14 protein-coding genes are annotated in these 16,466 nt (G+C 38.7%); 2 read left to right on the forward strand and 12 right to left on the reverse strand.

What is annotated here, in order from left to right; all coding sequences use genetic code 11:
• Window positions 1–46: 46 nt before the first annotated feature.
• The 12 genes from GQR46_RS05450 to GQR46_RS05505 form a co-directional block, all read right to left on the reverse strand.
• Window positions 47–2,779, reverse strand: coding sequence for an ExeM/NucH family extracellular endonuclease (locus GQR46_RS05450; RefSeq protein WP_165740307.1), 2,733 nt, complete (start codon window positions 2,777–2,779; stop codon window positions 47–49).
• Window positions 2,780–2,907: 128 nt separating this feature from the next.
• Window positions 2,908–3,918, reverse strand: coding sequence for a porphobilinogen synthase (gene hemB / locus GQR46_RS05455; RefSeq protein ID WP_024609387.1), 1,011 nt, complete (start codon window positions 3,916–3,918; stop codon window positions 2,908–2,910).
• Window positions 3,919–3,930: 12 nt separating this feature from the next.
• A complete protein-coding gene (locus GQR46_RS05460) occupies window positions 3,931–5,784 on the reverse strand; it encodes a diguanylate cyclase (RefSeq protein WP_165740309.1) in 1,854 nt (617 codons plus the stop codon).
• Window positions 5,784–6,569, reverse strand: coding sequence for a TatD family hydrolase (locus GQR46_RS05465; RefSeq protein WP_165740311.1), 786 nt, complete (start codon window positions 6,567–6,569; stop codon window positions 5,784–5,786). The genes GQR46_RS05460 and GQR46_RS05465 overlap by 1 nt, the downstream gene beginning before the upstream one ends.
• Window positions 6,569–7,084 (reverse strand): hypothetical protein, encoded by a 516-nt coding sequence (locus GQR46_RS05470; protein WP_165740313.1) that lies wholly within the window; start codon window positions 7,082–7,084, stop codon window positions 6,569–6,571. The genes GQR46_RS05465 and GQR46_RS05470 overlap by 1 nt, the downstream gene beginning before the upstream one ends.
• 1 nt (window position 7,085) lies before the next feature.
• Window positions 7,086–7,826, reverse strand: coding sequence for a twin-arginine translocase subunit TatC (gene tatC, locus GQR46_RS05475; protein WP_024593819.1), 741 nt, complete (start codon window positions 7,824–7,826; stop codon window positions 7,086–7,088).
• 48 nt (window positions 7,827–7,874) lie between these two features.
• Window positions 7,875–8,207, reverse strand: a complete 333-nt coding sequence (gene tatB, locus GQR46_RS05480; protein WP_024609389.1) for a Sec-independent protein translocase protein TatB — start codon at window positions 8,205–8,207, stop codon at window positions 7,875–7,877.
• A gap of 5 nt (window positions 8,208–8,212) precedes the next feature.
• A complete protein-coding gene (tatA, locus tag GQR46_RS05485) occupies window positions 8,213–8,461 on the reverse strand; it encodes a Sec-independent protein translocase subunit TatA (protein WP_165740315.1) in 249 nt (82 codons plus the stop codon).
• A gap of 80 nt (window positions 8,462–8,541) precedes the next feature.
• Window positions 8,542–10,146, reverse strand: a complete 1,605-nt coding sequence (gene ubiB / locus GQR46_RS05490; protein ID WP_165740317.1) for a ubiquinone biosynthesis regulatory protein kinase UbiB — start codon at window positions 10,144–10,146, stop codon at window positions 8,542–8,544.
• Window positions 10,147–10,155: 9 nt separating this feature from the next.
• On the reverse strand, window positions 10,156–10,839 hold the full coding sequence (locus tag GQR46_RS05495; protein ID WP_165740319.1) for an SCP2 sterol-binding domain-containing protein: 684 nt from the start codon (window positions 10,837–10,839) through the stop codon (window positions 10,156–10,158).
• Window positions 10,840–10,850: 11 nt separating this feature from the next.
• Window positions 10,851–11,606 (reverse strand): bifunctional demethylmenaquinone methyltransferase/2-methoxy-6-polyprenyl-1,4-benzoquinol methylase UbiE, encoded by a 756-nt coding sequence (gene ubiE, locus GQR46_RS05500; protein WP_024589468.1) that lies wholly within the window; start codon window positions 11,604–11,606, stop codon window positions 10,851–10,853.
• Between the two features lie 83 nt (window positions 11,607–11,689).
• Window positions 11,690–12,676 (reverse strand): GGDEF domain-containing protein, encoded by a 987-nt coding sequence (locus GQR46_RS05505; RefSeq protein WP_165740323.1) that lies wholly within the window; start codon window positions 12,674–12,676, stop codon window positions 11,690–11,692.
• 357 nt (window positions 12,677–13,033) lie between these two features.
• On the opposite strand from GQR46_RS05505, the gene GQR46_RS05510 reads away from it, so the two are divergent.
• Window positions 13,034–14,812: a DUF885 domain-containing protein gene (locus GQR46_RS05510; protein WP_165740321.1), complete on the forward strand. Its 1,779-nt coding sequence runs from the start codon at window positions 13,034–13,036 to the stop codon at window positions 14,810–14,812.
• Between the two features lie 112 nt (window positions 14,813–14,924).
• Window positions 14,925–16,391 (forward strand): FMN-binding glutamate synthase family protein, encoded by a 1,467-nt coding sequence (locus GQR46_RS05515; protein WP_007579865.1) that lies wholly within the window; start codon window positions 14,925–14,927, stop codon window positions 16,389–16,391.
• Window positions 16,392–16,466 lie beyond the last annotated feature (75 nt).

The following is a 16,466-nucleotide window of genomic DNA, read 5'->3' on the forward strand; positions in this document are numbered from 1 at the left end:
TAAAAAAGCCGCAAGAGCGGCTTTTAAATGTTTAGATCTAACTTAGTTATTTCTTTTTAAATCGACGCACTATTGATAGTGGTGCTAAAAGAAGTGATAACCATAATAATGAACCTGCATCATTATCATCATCTGAGCGTAAGTTATTTACTTTCACGGCTACTTTTTCAACGTTAGATAAGTTACCCACGCTATCCTGAGCTTGCACTGTTAAAGTAATACGATTTTCAAATTCGTAATCAATCTCTCCAGCAACAATTAGCTGCCCCTGATTGTTAATAGAAACGCTGTCATTATCTGATGTAATAAATTTAACAACTGGTGATTCATCGGCATTTGGATCACTAAAATCGAGTGTGCCGATAATTGTTCCAATTGCGCTGTTTTCATCGACTGCAAAAACTTGATCAGCTTTAATAACTGGCGTTTGTTCTTCAGGTGTTAAAGTGATTTCAGATTTAATATCAATAATTACAGGGTCGTGATCTGATGCGCGGTATGCACTTTCAGAGTACAAACTAGATTGTTGACCTTCGCTTTTAAACTCTACATTGTAATCAAGAGAAATAGGTTCATCTGCGTTGATGTGCCAATCTGTTGCTGCGACAATTTTGCTAAGTAGTGATTGGGTAGCTACTGCATGATCTAAACTACCTGCGCGACCAGAAAAACTGTAAGAATAACCAAGCGTATCACCATCAATTTCTGCAACTACATTTTTGTAGCCTTTATCAGCAAATGCACGTATAGGATCTTCCATTGCGTAAGCATTCATATCGCCGACTAAAATAGTATCTTCGTCGTCAACACCGGTTGGTTTGCTATCAAGCCAATTTGCGAATGCATTAGCACCTTCTGTGCGTATTTCATTCCAACAGCCTTGTCCATCACCTGAATCTGCATTGTTTCCAGAAGCACTACCACAGCTTTTAGATTTAAGGTGTGACACAGCAACAGTAAATACTTCATCAGTTTCTAATGATTTAAAGCTTTGTGCAATTGGAGCACGGTTACTAAAATCAAATGGAGCCTCAGTCGTAATAGCAGCAGTACCTACTTCTTCTACTTTGTTAGTACGATAGATAAGTGCGGTAGTAATTGCATCGGTACCAATTTGATCTACGTTAAAATCAACAAATGCATAGTTGTTAGCACTATCAGCGTCATTTAACGCATCTACTAAGCTTGCAATTGCACTAAATTCGCCAAAACCATCATTTTCAATTTCCATTAAACCAACAACATCGGCCTGGATAGCGCTAATGGCACTTACAATTTTAGCTTCTTGGCGAGTAAATTCAGCTTCTGAATCTGCACCTCGGGCTGTCGGGAACCCTCCGCCTTGGCCATCACCATTAAAGTAATTAAGTACGTTAAAGCTAGCTACACGTAAATCTGCTTCAGCATTAAGTTCAGGCGCATTTTCACGTGCATTTGTTGCAATAAACGAAGGTGCTACAGTTGGGTGGATTCTGTAAAGGCTAAAGCTATAAGCAAGTGCCCCCGTAACCGTATTAACTGTATCGCCAGTACGTAATGTATTTTCTGCTGATAAGCCTGGAGTTGGGTAGGCTGTAGGGTCTAAGTTTTGTACTGTAGAGCCATCATCTAGTAAAATCTTTTTAAGTAGATTTTCAGTTTCAACTGCATTAGCTGCATCTCCAGGTAATGCAACTTGGGTACCTTGATACAAGCGTTCTGTTGCTAATTCAACTTCACCATATCGACCAAGGCCAAAGTTATTAGTTACTACTAATGGTTGTTCTAATGTAACTAACATACCTTCAAAAGCTTCTAAATCAGTTGTATCAGCTAAAGGTAAAGTGATTTTTGTAGCTGCTGCAGCTAAACCAGTGCCACATACGGCAACTTGGCTAACACTGCCGATTTGTGTTGCATCAAAATATTCTTCTACAGTACCTTGTACACGTACATGGTCGCCTACGTTTACGTCAATATCTGCAAAATAAACAAATACACCTTCAGAGGTGAGAGGATTTGCATCTATGTCAGCAGCAAGTGAGCTAACGAAAAAGCCTTTTAATTGATCATCATCTTGGAAGTCTGCGGTTACAATACCCTCAAACTCTACTAAAGTATTAACAAGCGGGCTTGCAGAGCTATCGCCTTGTATAGCGTTAATTAGTACTTTTTCTGCGCCACAAACAAGTGGTTCAAGTGGTTCTGGTTCTGGAATTGGTTCAGGAGCACTGCCTTCAGAACCAGAATGAGAACCTAATCCATCGAATGTATCTATATCAAATTGAACCCATTCATCGCTAGGGCTAAACGCTGATGTTGAATCAGTGCGGCCTGTTGTAATACTGTCTTTTCTACGGAGTGTTTTGTTTTGCGTTTGTGCTGAGGCATCAGACCAAAATGACCCTGGATCTACACCCACTTGACCAAAGCTATCGACTACAATACCATCTTTTGTTAACACAAGAGCATCGTCACCGTTGTAAAATGTAACAGTGCTAGTAGTATCGGAAATACTTAGTATGTCTTCAATTGCGCCGGAGTTGGCAATTACGTATGTTGTATTTGCAGCTAATTCACCTGTTAAAGCAATAGAATTTCCTACAGTATCGCTACCGTTTGAATACAGTCCTAATGTGTATCCATCAAGTACTATTGAGGTAGGTGCATTATTATAAAGCTCAATTGCTTTATTATTACTGCTTCCCTCTATGTATTCTGAAATGATTAGATCTGCAGAGGCTGGTGCACTGAGACTAGCTATAACAAGTGCGAGTGGTGTTATTTTTGTTTTAAACATTTTTTTATTATTCCCGTGTATTAATCCCAAAATGGGACACCAGTTTAGAGAATAAATATGACGAAAATAATACAAAAATGTAAACGAATGTAAATAAAAGGCGGTTTAGCCGCCTTTTTATAAAAACCTTACTTTTTAGCTAGGTATTGTGCGGCTTGCTTAGCAAAATAGGTCAATATTCCATCAGCGCCTGCACGCTTAAATGCAAGTAAAGACTCCATTATAGTAGCTTCCTCACTTAACCAACCGTTATCAATAGCTGCTTTGTGCATTGCATACTCGCCACTTACCTGATATGCGAAAGTAGGTACACCAAACTCGTCTTTAACACGACGTACAATATCTAAATAAGGCATGCCAGGCTTAACCATGACCATATCAGCGCCTTCTTGTAAGTCTAATGCGACTTCACGTATTGCTTCATCAGAGTTTGCTGGGTCCATTTGGTAGGTTTTTTTATCGGCACCTTTTAAGTTCCCAGCAGAACCTATTGCGTCTCTAAATGGGCCATAGTAGCTAGATGCATATTTAGCTGAGTAGGCCATAATACGGGTATGTACAAACCCATCAGCTTCAAGTGCTTCACGAATTGCAGCAATACGGCCATCCATCATGTCCGAAGGGGCAATTACATCAGCGCCCGCTTCTGCATGCGAGAGTGCTTGTTTAACTAAAATTTCGGTGGTTACGTCGTTTATTACATAGCCTGTGTCATCAATAATGCCGTCTTGGCCGTGCGTCGTGAATGGATCAAGTGCACCATCAGTAATTACACCCAACTCAGGAAAGGCTTCTTTTAAAGCGCGAACAGTGCGTTGCACTAAGCCATCGTCATTATATGCTTCTTCGGCAAATAGTGATTTTTTGTCCGCAGGGGTTACCGGAAAAATAGCAACGGCAGGTACGCCAAGATCAACAAGTTCTTTTGCCTCAAGTAATAGTAAATCTATCGATAGACGTTCAATACCAGGCATTGATTCAATTGCTTCGCGACGATTTTTACCTTCTAGTACAAATACAGGGTAAATTAAATCGTTTACGCTAAGTTGGTTTTCGGCCATTAAGCGGCGAGAAAAGTCGCTGCGGCGCATTCTGCGCATGCGAGTATACGGGAAAAGGTCTAATCCTGATTGGGCCATATTAATATGCTCCTACTGTGGTAATGGAAAAGTGATTACTTGATTACGGCCATGTTGCTTTGCGTAATAAAGTGCTTTGTCGGCGCACTCAGTAAAAATTTGAGGGCTGCTAACATCATCAGCAATGCTGGTGTATACACCAGCGCTAATTGTAAATTGAATATCATTATTGGCAACCGTTACTGTACTGGCTGAGATAGCTGCTCGTATTTTTTCAGCTATGTCTTGTGCACCTTCGCTGGGGGTATTAGGTAATAGCACCACAAACTCTTCACCGCCATAACGAGCAACTTCATCGAGTGGTCGCTTTAAATGATCTTTTATAAGGTCAGATACAGCTTTAATAACTTGATCGCCAATTATGTGTCCGTATGTATCGTTAATGCTTTTGAATCGGTCTATATCAAGCATAACAATACTAAGCGGCGTTTGTTCTCGGCGAGACCGACGAATCTCCATTATTAGCTTTTTATCAAAAAAGCGTCTGTTTTTTATTCCGGTTAAAGCGTCTTCGGTATTGAGTAACTCAAGTGAGCGGTTTTTTTCTTCAAGTTCTCTGAGTGTAACTTGTAATTCAAAGGTGCGTTCGTCGACTTGTGATTCGAGTTCTTGGCGTGTTTTTTCTTGTAACTTTAAGCGTTCTTTAAGTAGCGTATCTTGAGCTGCATTTTCAGCAATCAAGGTTTGCTGAGCAATTACTTCTTCATCACGTTGCAAAATAAATAACTTCATTACACTGTAGCATAGACAAAATGTGCAGCTAAAAAAGCATGTAAATACAAATGCTAATGTACTTCTGTCAAAGGCGTATAACCCTATTACTGCAACAATAAAATAAAGCATCACCACCAAGAAAAAAACTAATACGAGCAGTAGCGCTTTATTAGGTTTAGAAGGTGATAAACGTATGCACATAAGTGTAGTTGCAATATAAAAGCCTAAAACGATTGGGATAGTAGTTAAGCAAAATAGTGTCACTATATGGGTTGGAAATAGCCAAATAAACAATAACGAGACACCTAATGCATTAACTATCACTTTTTGAACCGTTAGTAAAAAAGAGGGCTTTGGATGGCAAATTTGCTTTTGTAAAGGCAAAAACATTAAAGCAATAAGCATAAGTAATATAGGGATCATAACTTGCTGTAACACTGGCAAATTAGGGTGAATATATTTCAGGCCAAAGCCACAAATGTAGGCTAATAAGCTACCTAATGTGAGGGTAATTAAACCAGCATAAACAAAATAACGTTTACGTGAAAAACTATATAAAACTAAGCAGCTCACGCCTAAAGAAAATATAAAACCAATCAATAAGCCATAGAGTAAATTAAGTTTACCTTTATGTGCCAAATAAGCTTCTGGTTGCCACAGCGTTAAAGGGACTCGCAAGCCGGAGCTATTCGTCACTCTCATAATAATAATGGTTTCGCTATTTGCAGGGCTAATTAGTTTAACTAATAAAGATTCACTCTTAATCGCACGTTTATTAAGGGGGTATCCATCGCCAATTTGGGTGTGAGAAATTAATTGCGAGTTATGTAACTGATATACTTGAACGTCGTTTAGCAGAGGGTTGTTTAGTGACAACAGTTGTTCGGTATCATAACTAAGCGTGTTTTTTATTTTAAATTTCATCCATACAGAACGCTGCTCAAGACCTAGGTTAAGAGGTTTACCTGTGTTTTTTTGCCACTGTATATGGCTACTTTGTTGTGCATCTAATAGCGAAGTTGGTTCAAAAGAGTAATGCAGGTTATTAATGTCTTGGGAGTTAAAATCATGTTTTATTATTACAGGGCTTGCGAAAGAGCAAAAAGTGCAAAGAAGCATCAATAAACTTAGTAATGCTTTTGCGCACGCCATTAGCAGCTCTTTAAACCAAAAACATTGTAAAAGTTTTCTGTAGTTTTGTGGGCCACAACTTCTTCATCTATTTGATAAAGTTGTGCAACCGTTTGACAGATATAAGGAAGCAGAGCGGGTTCATTTTTACGCGATTTAGGTTTTGGCTTAACTGTTCGTGGAATTAAAAATGGTGCATCAGTTTCTATTAATAATCGATCTAGAGGAATGCTAGGCACTAGTTGTTGTAAATCTTTACCACGCCTTTCATCACATACCCAACCCGTTATACCAATATACAGACCTAAATCTAAATATTGCTTTAGAGCTGCTGAGTTACCCGTAAAGCAGTGGAGTACACCGCGAATATTAAACTCTTTTAAAATACTTAGCATGTCGTCACTTGCATCACGTTCATGTAAGTAAACAGGTAAATCTAATTTTTCGGCAAGTGCTAGGTGGCGTCTAAAAACACTACGCTGTACATCGCGAGGCGAAAAGTCACGGTTATAATCAAGGCCGCATTCACCAATCGCTATGACTTGCTTATTGTTTGCAAGTGCAGTTAATTGTGCTTCTAATTCATTCGTCGCCGATTTAGCATCATGTGGGTGGACACCCGCCGTAGAATATTGGAGATGTTTTATCGCAAGTTCAAGTGATTGCTGACTACTCGCAATATCACAACCTATAATAAGCATATTTGTAACACCGGCTTCGCTTGCACGGGTAATTACATCATAATGCTGGTCATCAAATTGATGATTAGTTAAGTTAACTCCAGCATCAATTAACGTATATGACATTATTTAGTACGTTTAACGCGAATAGAGCGGTTTTTACCGTCTTGTTTCAGTAAAAAGGAGTTGAATGCACCGCGGCTGATTACAATTGTATCGTTTTCTTTTAAACGCATGCTGTCAGAGCCAATTTGACGCCATTGTTGGCCGTTATCTAGCGAAATAATTAACTCGCCATAAGCTGCTTCTTTCACTGAAGTAACCATAGCTTTAATTTCAGTCTCTTTTTCTACCTGTGATTCTTTGTGCTCTAAGCCAAAATCGTCAGTTTTTGCCTTTGCTTGCATTGGTGCAGCAGCTACGGCTTGAGGTACATTGTTAGCCGTTGGTGGAGTGAGTGTTTTTGTTATTGTTGGCTTTGTTAGTGATTTACCAGCAATTGTATTGTCATAGCAAAGTAATCGGTTAAAGTCATTTTCAATAAAGCTACATGCTTGCAGGGCCTGAGTATTAAATTCAGTTTGCGCAGCAAAAGTTGGGGTACTTAATAAAACCAATAGTGAGAGTAGTTGTTTTTTCATTTTATTCCTCAGATTCTTTTTGTGGTTTGGCGGTATAAAATTTTGCTAAAATTAAACCTAGTTCAAACAAAAGAAGCATCGGAAATGCTAATAATGTTTGTGATAAAACATCAGGCGGTGTTAAAAACATTGCCACTACAAATACACCCACCACGATATAAGGGCGCTTTTCTTTTAAGCTTTTTGTTGTTGTTGCGCCACTCCAGCATAGCAGCATAATAGCTACTGGAATTTCGAAAGCGACACCGAATGCAAAAAATAGTTTTAATACGAACCCTAAATAGCTAGCGATATCGGGTGCTAGAGTCATCATTTCGGGACCTGTACTTGTAAAAAAACCTAATATAATTGGTAGTACTGCAAAGTAGCAAAAAGCGATACCCCCATAAAACAAGACAACGCTTGAGATTAGTATAGGTATTAGCATTTTTTTTTCATTTTGGTACAAGCCAGGAGCTATAAACCCCCAAATTTGATGAAGTATCCATGGAGTAGATAATAAAGCCGCAACAAAAAAAGTAAGCATCATAGGGACTATAAAAGGGTCACTCACATTTATAGCTATCATGGTCGCGCCATTAGGTAAATGAACCACTAATGGTGCAGCTATAAGTTCGTAAATATTATCTTTAAAATAAAACAGCGCGATAAAAAATAATAAAATGCTCAATAGCGCTTTTATCAGTCGATCACGTAACTCAATTAAATGAGATACAAACCCCGATTTTACTTCCTCAACCATTATTTTTTATACCATGTAGTAAGTTGACCACAAAGTGAGAGATAAATTTCACTTTTTTTCATCAAGTTGTTGGCTATTTGATGTATCAGGTTGTGTTTTTTTGTAGCTGTGAGTAACTGACTCAGCCGCTTTTTGTAGCTCCGTTAATGAACTTTGTAGCTCAGGGCTTAAGTCTTTTAGTTCTTGTTGTTCTGCTTTTTTAAGGTTTTCGTGAAGTTCATGAATACGCAGTTCTTCACTTACTTCGGCTTTTACCGAGTTGGCAAGTGATTTAGCGGTTTTAACCCATTTGCTCACTGTTCTAATAGCAACAGGTAAGCGCTCAGGGCCGAGCACCACTAAGCCAACAATAAAAACAACAACAAGTTCCCACATCCCCATACTAATTAAACCTTATTGCTATCTTTGTTTTTTTCAGTATTGATTGAGTCGCCAACGGTGCTTTTTTCTGATTGTTGAATTTGCTCTGATTTTTCTTGCTCGTTAGCTTGATCATCCGACATTGCTTTTTTGAAGCCTTTAACAGCGCCCCCAATATCACCACCCATACCGCGTAGTTTTTTTGTGCCAAAAAGCAAAACTATGATAGCCAAAACAATTAATAATTGCCAAATACTAATACCACCAAAACCCATGGTTTTCTCCAATATATAAAATGGTTAAATGTCTATTTTAAATACTAATTATACGCCAAATAGCGTAAATAGCACTCAGTTTATGCGCTGCGCCATGCTGCTATAAAGCTAATAACAGATAAGCCTATTGCAATACTTGCAGCTACTAAATCGTACTGTAAATAACAAAGTGTTGCCATGATCATTGTAGCACTACCAAATAAACCTAAAATTAAAGGTTTATGAGATACCTTTTGTTCTTGAGGTTGATGAGCGTGTGGTGCACGCTTTAAATTTTGGTAAATTAGATCGGGTAACTCAGGCATTTTTTCAGCCCAAAATGGTAAGTTAGCATACATTTGTTTCAATATAGATAATGGACCGACTTGTTGCTTTACCCAATCTTCTAGAAAGGGCTTTGCGGTTTTCCATAAGTCGAGTTGCGGATACAGCTGACGCCCTAATCCCTCAACGTATAATAAGGTTTTTTGTAGTAGGACTAACTGTGGTTGTACCTGCATGTTAAAACGACGTGCGGTATTAAATAAATTTACGAGCACGTGACCAAATGAAATTTCAGCAAGGGGCTTATTAAATATAGGCTCGCATACAGTGCGAATCGCAAATTCAAACTCTTCAATACTGGTATCGTGTGGTACCCAGCCAGAATCAACATGCAACTGTGCTACTTGGCGGTAATCGCGATTAAAAAAGGCAATGAAGTTTTCGGCTAAGTAGCGTTTGTCTTCTTTACTTAAAGTACCAACAATACCGCAATCAATACCGATATACATTGGGTTTTCAGGATGCTCGCGAGAAACAAATATATTGCCTGGGTGCATATCAGCATGAAAAAAGCTGTCTCTAAACACCTGCGTAAAAAATACCTCTACGCCACGCTCAGCCAATAACTTCATATTGGTGTTTTGCGCCATAAGCGCATCTTTATCAGATACGGGTATACCGTAAATACGCTCCATTACAAGTACATTACTGCGGCTGTAATCACTATACACTGCAGGTATATACAATGATTCAGAACCTTCAAAGTTACGCTTTAGCTGTATGCCATTTGCGCCTTCTCGCATTAAATCGAGCTCATCAAGAAGCGTTTTTTTATACTCCTTAACAACTTCGACAGGACGAAGACGTTTTGATTCGTTGTGTACCTTAGCGAGGACTTTGGCAAGTTTTTCCATTAACGCCAAGTCTGCATTAATTTGCTCGTGAATATTTGGTCGAATGACTTTAATTACGACATCTTGCTCAATGCTGTGTTCATCAATCAGCTTTGCTGTATGCACTTGTGCTATTGATGCTGACGCTAATGGTGTTTGTGAAAACTCACTAAACAATTCGCTAATGTCGTTAATTTCGAGTGCTTTTTCAATTATTTTTTGAGCTAGCTCACCTTCAAAAGGTTCCACTTGGTCTTGTAAAAACGCCAGCTCTAAAGCGATATCATGCGGAAGTAAATCACGACGGGTTGAGAGCATTTGACCAAATTTAATCCAAACAGGGCCAAGCTCTTGCAGTGCTAAACGTAAGCGTAAACCATGTGATTTTTCTTTGTGTTGATTACGTAGCCAAAATAAACTGCCGCGAGCTACTTTACCAAACCAAGGGATCTTATGTTTTGGAATTAGTTCGTCTAGCCCATAGCTAAGTAACGTTTTGGTGATGTTATATAAACGTGCAGTCGACACAAAAAATCCTTAGAGAGGCTTCGGAGATGAAAAAGAGTTTAATAAAGCATTTATGCGCTGCTCAACGGCAGCCACTTGCCCTTTGAGCTCTCTATTTGTTTGTTTAAACTGCTCAAGCTCTAATGGATGAATAGTAATTGCGAGCTCATCTTGGCATAAACTTGTAAGCATTGTACTTATTTTAGTATTGGTTTTACTGCCGTTTTGTTTTAGTTTTTTTAAGTGCAGGTATAACTGCTGAGCGGGGGTATCGCCAATATATTTAGAAAACTGCTCAGGCCAATCAATATCAATGTCTGAAAACGCATTACTATAAGTTTGCGCAATATTTAAGTCGCCTTGCAAGTCGAGCTTATCTTGGCGAATTAATTGGGTAAGCATTGCTGGGTTTTTGAGCGCTAAAAGCGTATCTATGTCGGCGCTGATCATACAATCTGCGTTTTCATTGCTTTGAGCACTGTATAAGTGTAATTGCTCAGCGCTATAAACAAGTTGAATGCTTTGTTGCCAGTCTCTTATTTCAACCACTAAGCGCTGATGTTTAACTGCGCTTAGCTTTTGAGGTAATTGTGGGTCAAGGCTAAGTGCTTGATTTAGTACACGCTCAATAAGCGAAAGTACAAAATTAGGTAACATAAAAAATTCAGATGGCATTGCATCATTATTATTTTTTGTTGTTTTCTCAAGCGCCATAACTACTAGCCTTAATATTTAAAACCACGGTGTAGCGCAACAATACCGCCAGTGAGGTTTTGATATGTTGTTTGCTCAAAGCCTGCATCTTCCATCATCGCTTTTAGCGTGTCTTGATCTGGATGCATACGAATAGATTCAGCTAAATACTTATACGATTCACTGTCGTTAGCAACTAGCTTACCCATTGTTGGCAATAAGTTAAATGAGTAAAAATCGTAAGCTTTACTAAGTACGTCATGCTCTGGTTTTGAAAACTCTAAAACAAGTAAACGACCACCTGGCTTTAAAATGCGGTACATAGAGCGTAATGCTTTGTCTTTATCGGTAACGTTACGTAAGCCAAAGGCAATAGTGATCACATCAAAGCTATTATCTGGGAACGGTAGCATTTCTGCATTCATTTGTACGTAGTCGATATTGCCCACTAATCCAAGATTATGCAGTTTTTCACGACCAACTTTAAGCATAGATGAGTTTATATCACCCAAAACAACTTGACCCGTTTCGCCCACTAATTGGCTAAACTTTGCCGTTAAGTCGCCAGTGCCGCCGGCTAAATCGAGTACATGATGGCCTTTACGAACACCTGAGCTTGCAATAGTTTGACGTTTCCATAAACGATGCACACCAAAAGACATTAAATCATTCATTACATCGTATTTTGCAGCTACTGAGTGAAATACATCAGCAACCATAGAAGCTTTATCGTTCTCGGCTACTGTTTTATAACCAAAATGCGTGGTCTTTTGTTCGGTTTCGTTCATGATTAATCTCTATCGTGACAATAGAGGTTAGTGTACTTTATTGTACACAGTAGGTGCAATTTGAATATGATTTATCAGGTAATTTATTGCCCTGCAGTGTAACTACTTTGACCTAATGAACGTGCTTTAAAAGCCGCATGAGATGCTTTTTTTGCTAATTGATTAAAATCATCTTCTTGCTGATGCTGAGCAATTCCTAGTGATAAGCCAATACTTGGTAGCTTGATACCTGTTTTTGAACTAACAAAGCGTAGCTTTTCGACCCCATTTCGTACTTTTTCGGCAATAACATTAGCTGTATCTGGGTCTATGTCGGCGAGGAGAACAGTAAATTGATCTTTTGCTGTGCGACCAGGTAAGCCACTTTGAAAAACATATTTTTGCACTTGCTTAGCGACTTTACTCAAAATGACTTCACCAATAATATCACCATAATTTTTAGTAAAGTGATCAAGGTTGTCTATTTGAATCGCTATTGCGCAAATAGATTTTTGTTGATTAGTCCACACTTGGGTTTGTTGCGTTAAATAATGGCGCTTATAAAGCCCTGTTTGGCTATCAATAATATGCTGTTTACGAAGTTGAGTTAGCTGCTTTTGTGTTTTTTCGTGTAGTTGTTTGGCTTTGCTTAGTTCTTGCTTAAATTGCTTATGTTGGTTGAGTAATTCGGCGGTTTGATTATGAAGAACTTCAAGCGCTTGACGGCTTTGTTCTATGTTGTTCTCATCTAGCGAATGTACGCATTCGCTCACTTGGCCCGCAAAGCGAATTATTTGCTTTTCAGTAGCTTGAGAATTTTGAGAAAGTGAGTTTATAACACCATCAACATTTTGAATCATGTTGACTTGCGCTTTGTGGCCAGTATTTAAAAACTCAGAATGTAGTTGTTCAATTAAAACGCTATCTATATTGTTTTCAACAGCGATAGCACGGTCTAAAGCTTTATTTAGCTTGAGATTAGTTTGACTGGTATAAGCATAAATAACTTGATAATTCAGCGGCGTAGGTGGGAGCGTATAGCGCTCTAAAAAAACACACACTTTGGTCATTTTTTCTTGTGCAATAGCCATGGAATCATGGAACATCATTTTAAATACCAACTAAGTACGCATAAGTGCAAATTTTAAAATATCTCATTCCATGAGGCGGTTATGCGTCCGAGCTTTTTATTATTTTTTATACAGTAATCATTATCCGGGCTATTTAAAAGCAAAAACGATAGTTAGGGAACTTAAATTTTGCTTTAGCAGCTTAATCGCTGTTTTTCTCATCAATTAGGCTGGTTTTTACTTCATTTAATGTATGTAACGTATTAATACACTTGGTATAAGTAGGGATTATTACTATGAGGTTGGTCTCATTTACTTGCTATTTATTTACCCTACGATAGCTTTATGAAATTAATAACACTGCTAAGTTACATTATAATGAATCATTTTTTAATTAAGCCCCTTCGCCAATCTTTATTTGGTATCACGGTTTTGTGCTCATTAAGTGCATGCCAAATGACCATGCAAAATTCAGATCAACAATTTACTCAAGTAGCGCAAAGTATTGTTGATTATAGAGAAAGTATTAACCCTTACGATAGTGTAGGTGGTGTTGAAGGTTATTTATTACCAAATTTATCCCCTGAATTTTTAGCGCAAGAATATAAAAATAAAACGCGATTACTTGCTGAATTAGACACTATTAATATTGAAAAGCTAAGCGATGAAAATCAAATTAACTTCGATATTATTCGAGCTCAAGTACAAAACAGTGTCGATGAATATGTATTTAATGCGCACTATATGCCGCTCACCTCTGAATATGGGTTTCATTCTGGTTTGTCGTACATAATAAATAGCTCTCAATATAAAAACCCGGAAGATTACCAAGTGTATCTTGCACGATTGGCGCAAGTTCCACGCTTTTTTGAGCAAAACATGTATTGGATGAAAAAAGGGCTTGAGGCAGGGCTTACTCAACCTAGAGCTGTATTAGAAGGTTATGAAGATTCAATTAATGCTTACATTGTTGACGATGTAACTACGTCTGAATTTTATAAACCATTTTTAACTAACACAGCTGGTTTAAGTGAAAGTGAATTTAAAGCACTACAACAAAAAGCTAAAAATATTATAAAAGAAGAGGTTATAAAATCTTATAAAGATTATTTAGCGTTTTTTACGCAGCAATATCGACCTGGTGCACGTACAAGTATTGGTATATCAGATACACCTAATGGCGAAGCGTTTTATAAAAATAGAGCTAAGTACTACACCACTACCGATATGACACCTAAAGAGATTCACGAACTTGGCTTAAAAGAAGTTGAGCGAATTCGTAGTGAAATGGAAAACGTAATAGCAGAAGTAGGTTTTAAAGGCACGTTTGCCGAATTTATCCACTTTTTACGCACTGATCCACAATTTTACGCCACAACACCAGAGCAACTTTTAAAAGAAGCATCTTATATTGCTAAAAAAATGGATGCACAACTGCCTAAATTATTTCATACCTTACCGCGCAAACCTTATGGTGTAGCACCTGTACCGGCAAGTATTGCACCTAAATACACAACCGGTCGATATTCAGGCTCTAATCGAGATGATGAAGCAGGGTATTATTGGGTAAATACTTACGCTTTAGATAAGCGCCCTTTGTATGTTTTAGAAGCATTAACGCTGCACGAAGCCGTGCCAGGTCATCATTTACAGATATCACTTAATGCAGAGCTTGAAAATCTGCCGAGCTATCGCCGTGATGCTTACCTCTCGGCATTTGGCGAAGGTTGGGGGCTTTACTCTGAGTATTTAGGTTTAGAGGCAGGCTTTTATCAAGACCCATATAGCCGTTTTGGTCGTTTAACGTATGAAATGTGGCGAGCAGCGCGTTTAGTTGTTGATACAGGTATGCATATGTATGGCTGGAGTCGCGAGCGTGCCATGAACTTTATGAGCGAAAATACAGCGCTTTCGTTGCATAACGTTAAAACAGAAACCGATCGTTATATAACATGGCCTGCACAGGCGCTTTCGTACAAAATAGGTGAGCTTACTATTAAGCGTTTACGCATTAAAGCAGAGCAAGCGCTAGGAAAAAGCTTTGATATTCGTGAATTTCATCATCAAATATTACGCCATGGTTCAGTGCCTTTATCGGTACTTGAAACGCAAGTGCGTTTATATATAAAAGCAGAGTTAGCTAAACAACAGAATTAGATATAAGGCAGTTAAAGCCTTGAACAAATAAAAGTGTTATGTCATTTTGGTGGTATAGCACTTTTTTATTTTAAAAACAGTCATCAAGGGGCCTTGGGTGAGTAATTTTATAATGTTTAGTATTGATGTATTTGCAAGTATGTTTATTGTTGTTTTAGGGTTATTGGTTTTAATCGTTGTCGTTTTTTATATTCGAGATGTAACACAAACCAAGCATGCAATTAGACGTAATTACCCTGTTATTGGTCGCTTTCGATATTTTTTTGAACGCCAAGGTGAGTTTTTTAGACAGTACTTTTTTGCTCAAGATAGAGAAGAAATGCCGTTTAACCGCGCAGAGCGAAGTTGGGTTTATCGTGCAGCAAAAGATGTTGACCGTACGGCTGCATTTGGCTCCACGCAAAGCTTAGAAGTAACTGGTACGGTTATGTTTATGAACTGTGCATTTCCTACTTTAGACGAAGAAGCGCTCGACCCGAGTAATGTTACTTTGGGTCCATACTGTAAAACACCTTACACGACCAACTCGTTATTCAATGTGTCTGGTATGAGTTTTGGTGCGCTTTCAAAGCCAGCTGTACGAGCCTTATCAAAAGGGGCAAAACTAGCGGGTTGTTGGATGAACACCGGTGAAGGGGGGTTAAGTCCTTATCACTTAGAAGGTGGTGCCGATTTAGTGTTTCAGATTGGTACAGCTAAATATGGTGCACGAGACGAGCATGGAAATTTAAGTACCGAAAAGCTAAAAGAAATAGCGGCTCATGAACAAGTAAAAATGTTTGAACTTAAAATGAGCCAAGGTGCAAAACCAGGTAAAGGCGGTATGTTACCAGGGCGCAAAGTTAACGCCGAAATAGCTAAAATTAGGGGCATACCAGAAGGGCAAGATTCTATTAGCCCCAATGGTCATCCTGAAATTAAAAACCCAGCCGATATTCTCGATATGATTGCCACTGTGCGTAACGCGACAGGTAAACCTACAGGGTTTAAAGCCGTTATTGGTGCTTACGGATGGTTAGAAACGTTGTTCGCTGAAATAAACCACCGTGGTATAGAGTCCGCGCCTGACTTTATTACCATAGATAGTGCTGATGGTGGTACGGGCGCAGCACCACAACCGCTTATGGATTCAGTGGGTTTACCACTGCGCGAAAGTTTACCGCTTGTAGTTAATATGCTTGAAAAACATGGACTGCGAGATCGTATTAAAATAATCGCGTCTGGTAAATTAATTGTTCCTTCAAAGGTGGCTTGGGCGTTAGCGCTCGGTGCTGATTTTGTTGTATCGGCTCGAGGGCATATGTTTGCACTGGGCTGTATTCAGGCAATGCAATGTAATAAAGATACCTGTCCGACCGGGATCACTACGCATAACGAGCGTTTGCAACGCGGCTTAAATGTAGCTGATAAAGCGCAACGAGTAGCTAACTATAATAAATACATTCATTACGGAGCTGGGCTAATAGCTCATTCTTGTGGTGTGACTAGTGCACGCGAATTAAAACGTGAACATGTACGTATAGTGCAAGAAAGTGGTTTATCAGAACCGCTCGATAAAATTTACGAAAACTATAAGTAAGTTTTTAACTAACTAAAAAAGGCGCTAATAGCTGTCTCTTGATCACAAGTCTGGCTCAAGAGATTTTGCTAAATC

Origin of the sequence: Pseudoalteromonas sp. Z1A6 (genome assembly GCF_011378745.1) — a bacterium.
GTDB lineage: Bacteria > Pseudomonadota > Gammaproteobacteria > Enterobacterales > Alteromonadaceae > Pseudoalteromonas > Pseudoalteromonas arctica.

Bases quoted from the DNA above. Each gene is read 5' to 3' on its own strand.
- ubiE (WP_024589468.1), bottom strand. From the start codon at position 11,606: ATGAACGAAACCGAACAAAAGACCACGCATTTTGGTTATAAAACAGTA.
- tatA (WP_165740315.1), bottom strand. From the start codon at position 8,461: ATGGGTTTTGGTGGTATTAGTATTTGGCAATTATTAATTGTTTTGGCT.
- GQR46_RS05470 (WP_165740313.1), bottom strand. From the start codon at position 7,084: ATGAAAAAACAACTACTCTCACTATTGGTTTTATTAAGTACCCCAACT.
- GQR46_RS05515 (WP_007579865.1), top strand. From the start codon at position 14,925: ATGTTTAGTATTGATGTATTTGCAAGTATGTTTATTGTTGTTTTAGGG.
- GQR46_RS05495 (WP_165740319.1), bottom strand. From the start codon at position 10,839: ATGGCGCTTGAGAAAACAACAAAAAATAATAATGATGCAATGCCATCT.
- GQR46_RS05505 (WP_165740323.1), bottom strand. From the start codon at position 12,676: ATGGCTATTGCACAAGAAAAAATGACCAAAGTGTGTGTTTTTTTAGAG.
- tatC (WP_024593819.1), bottom strand. From the start codon at position 7,826: ATGGTTGAGGAAGTAAAATCGGGGTTTGTATCTCATTTAATTGAGTTA.
- GQR46_RS05465 (WP_165740311.1), bottom strand. From the start codon at position 6,569: ATGTCATATACGTTAATTGATGCTGGAGTTAACTTAACTAATCATCAA.
- GQR46_RS05460 (WP_165740309.1), bottom strand. From the start codon at position 5,784: ATGGCGTGCGCAAAAGCATTACTAAGTTTATTGATGCTTCTTTGCACT.
- hemB (WP_024609387.1), bottom strand. From the start codon at position 3,918: ATGGCCCAATCAGGATTAGACCTTTTCCCGTATACTCGCATGCGCAGA.
- GQR46_RS05450 (WP_165740307.1), bottom strand. From the start codon at position 2,779: ATGTTTAAAACAAAAATAACACCACTCGCACTTGTTATAGCTAGTCTC.
- GQR46_RS05510 (WP_165740321.1), top strand. From the start codon at position 13,034: ATGAATCATTTTTTAATTAAGCCCCTTCGCCAATCTTTATTTGGTATC.
- tatB (WP_024609389.1), bottom strand. From the start codon at position 8,207: ATGGGGATGTGGGAACTTGTTGTTGTTTTTATTGTTGGCTTAGTGGTG.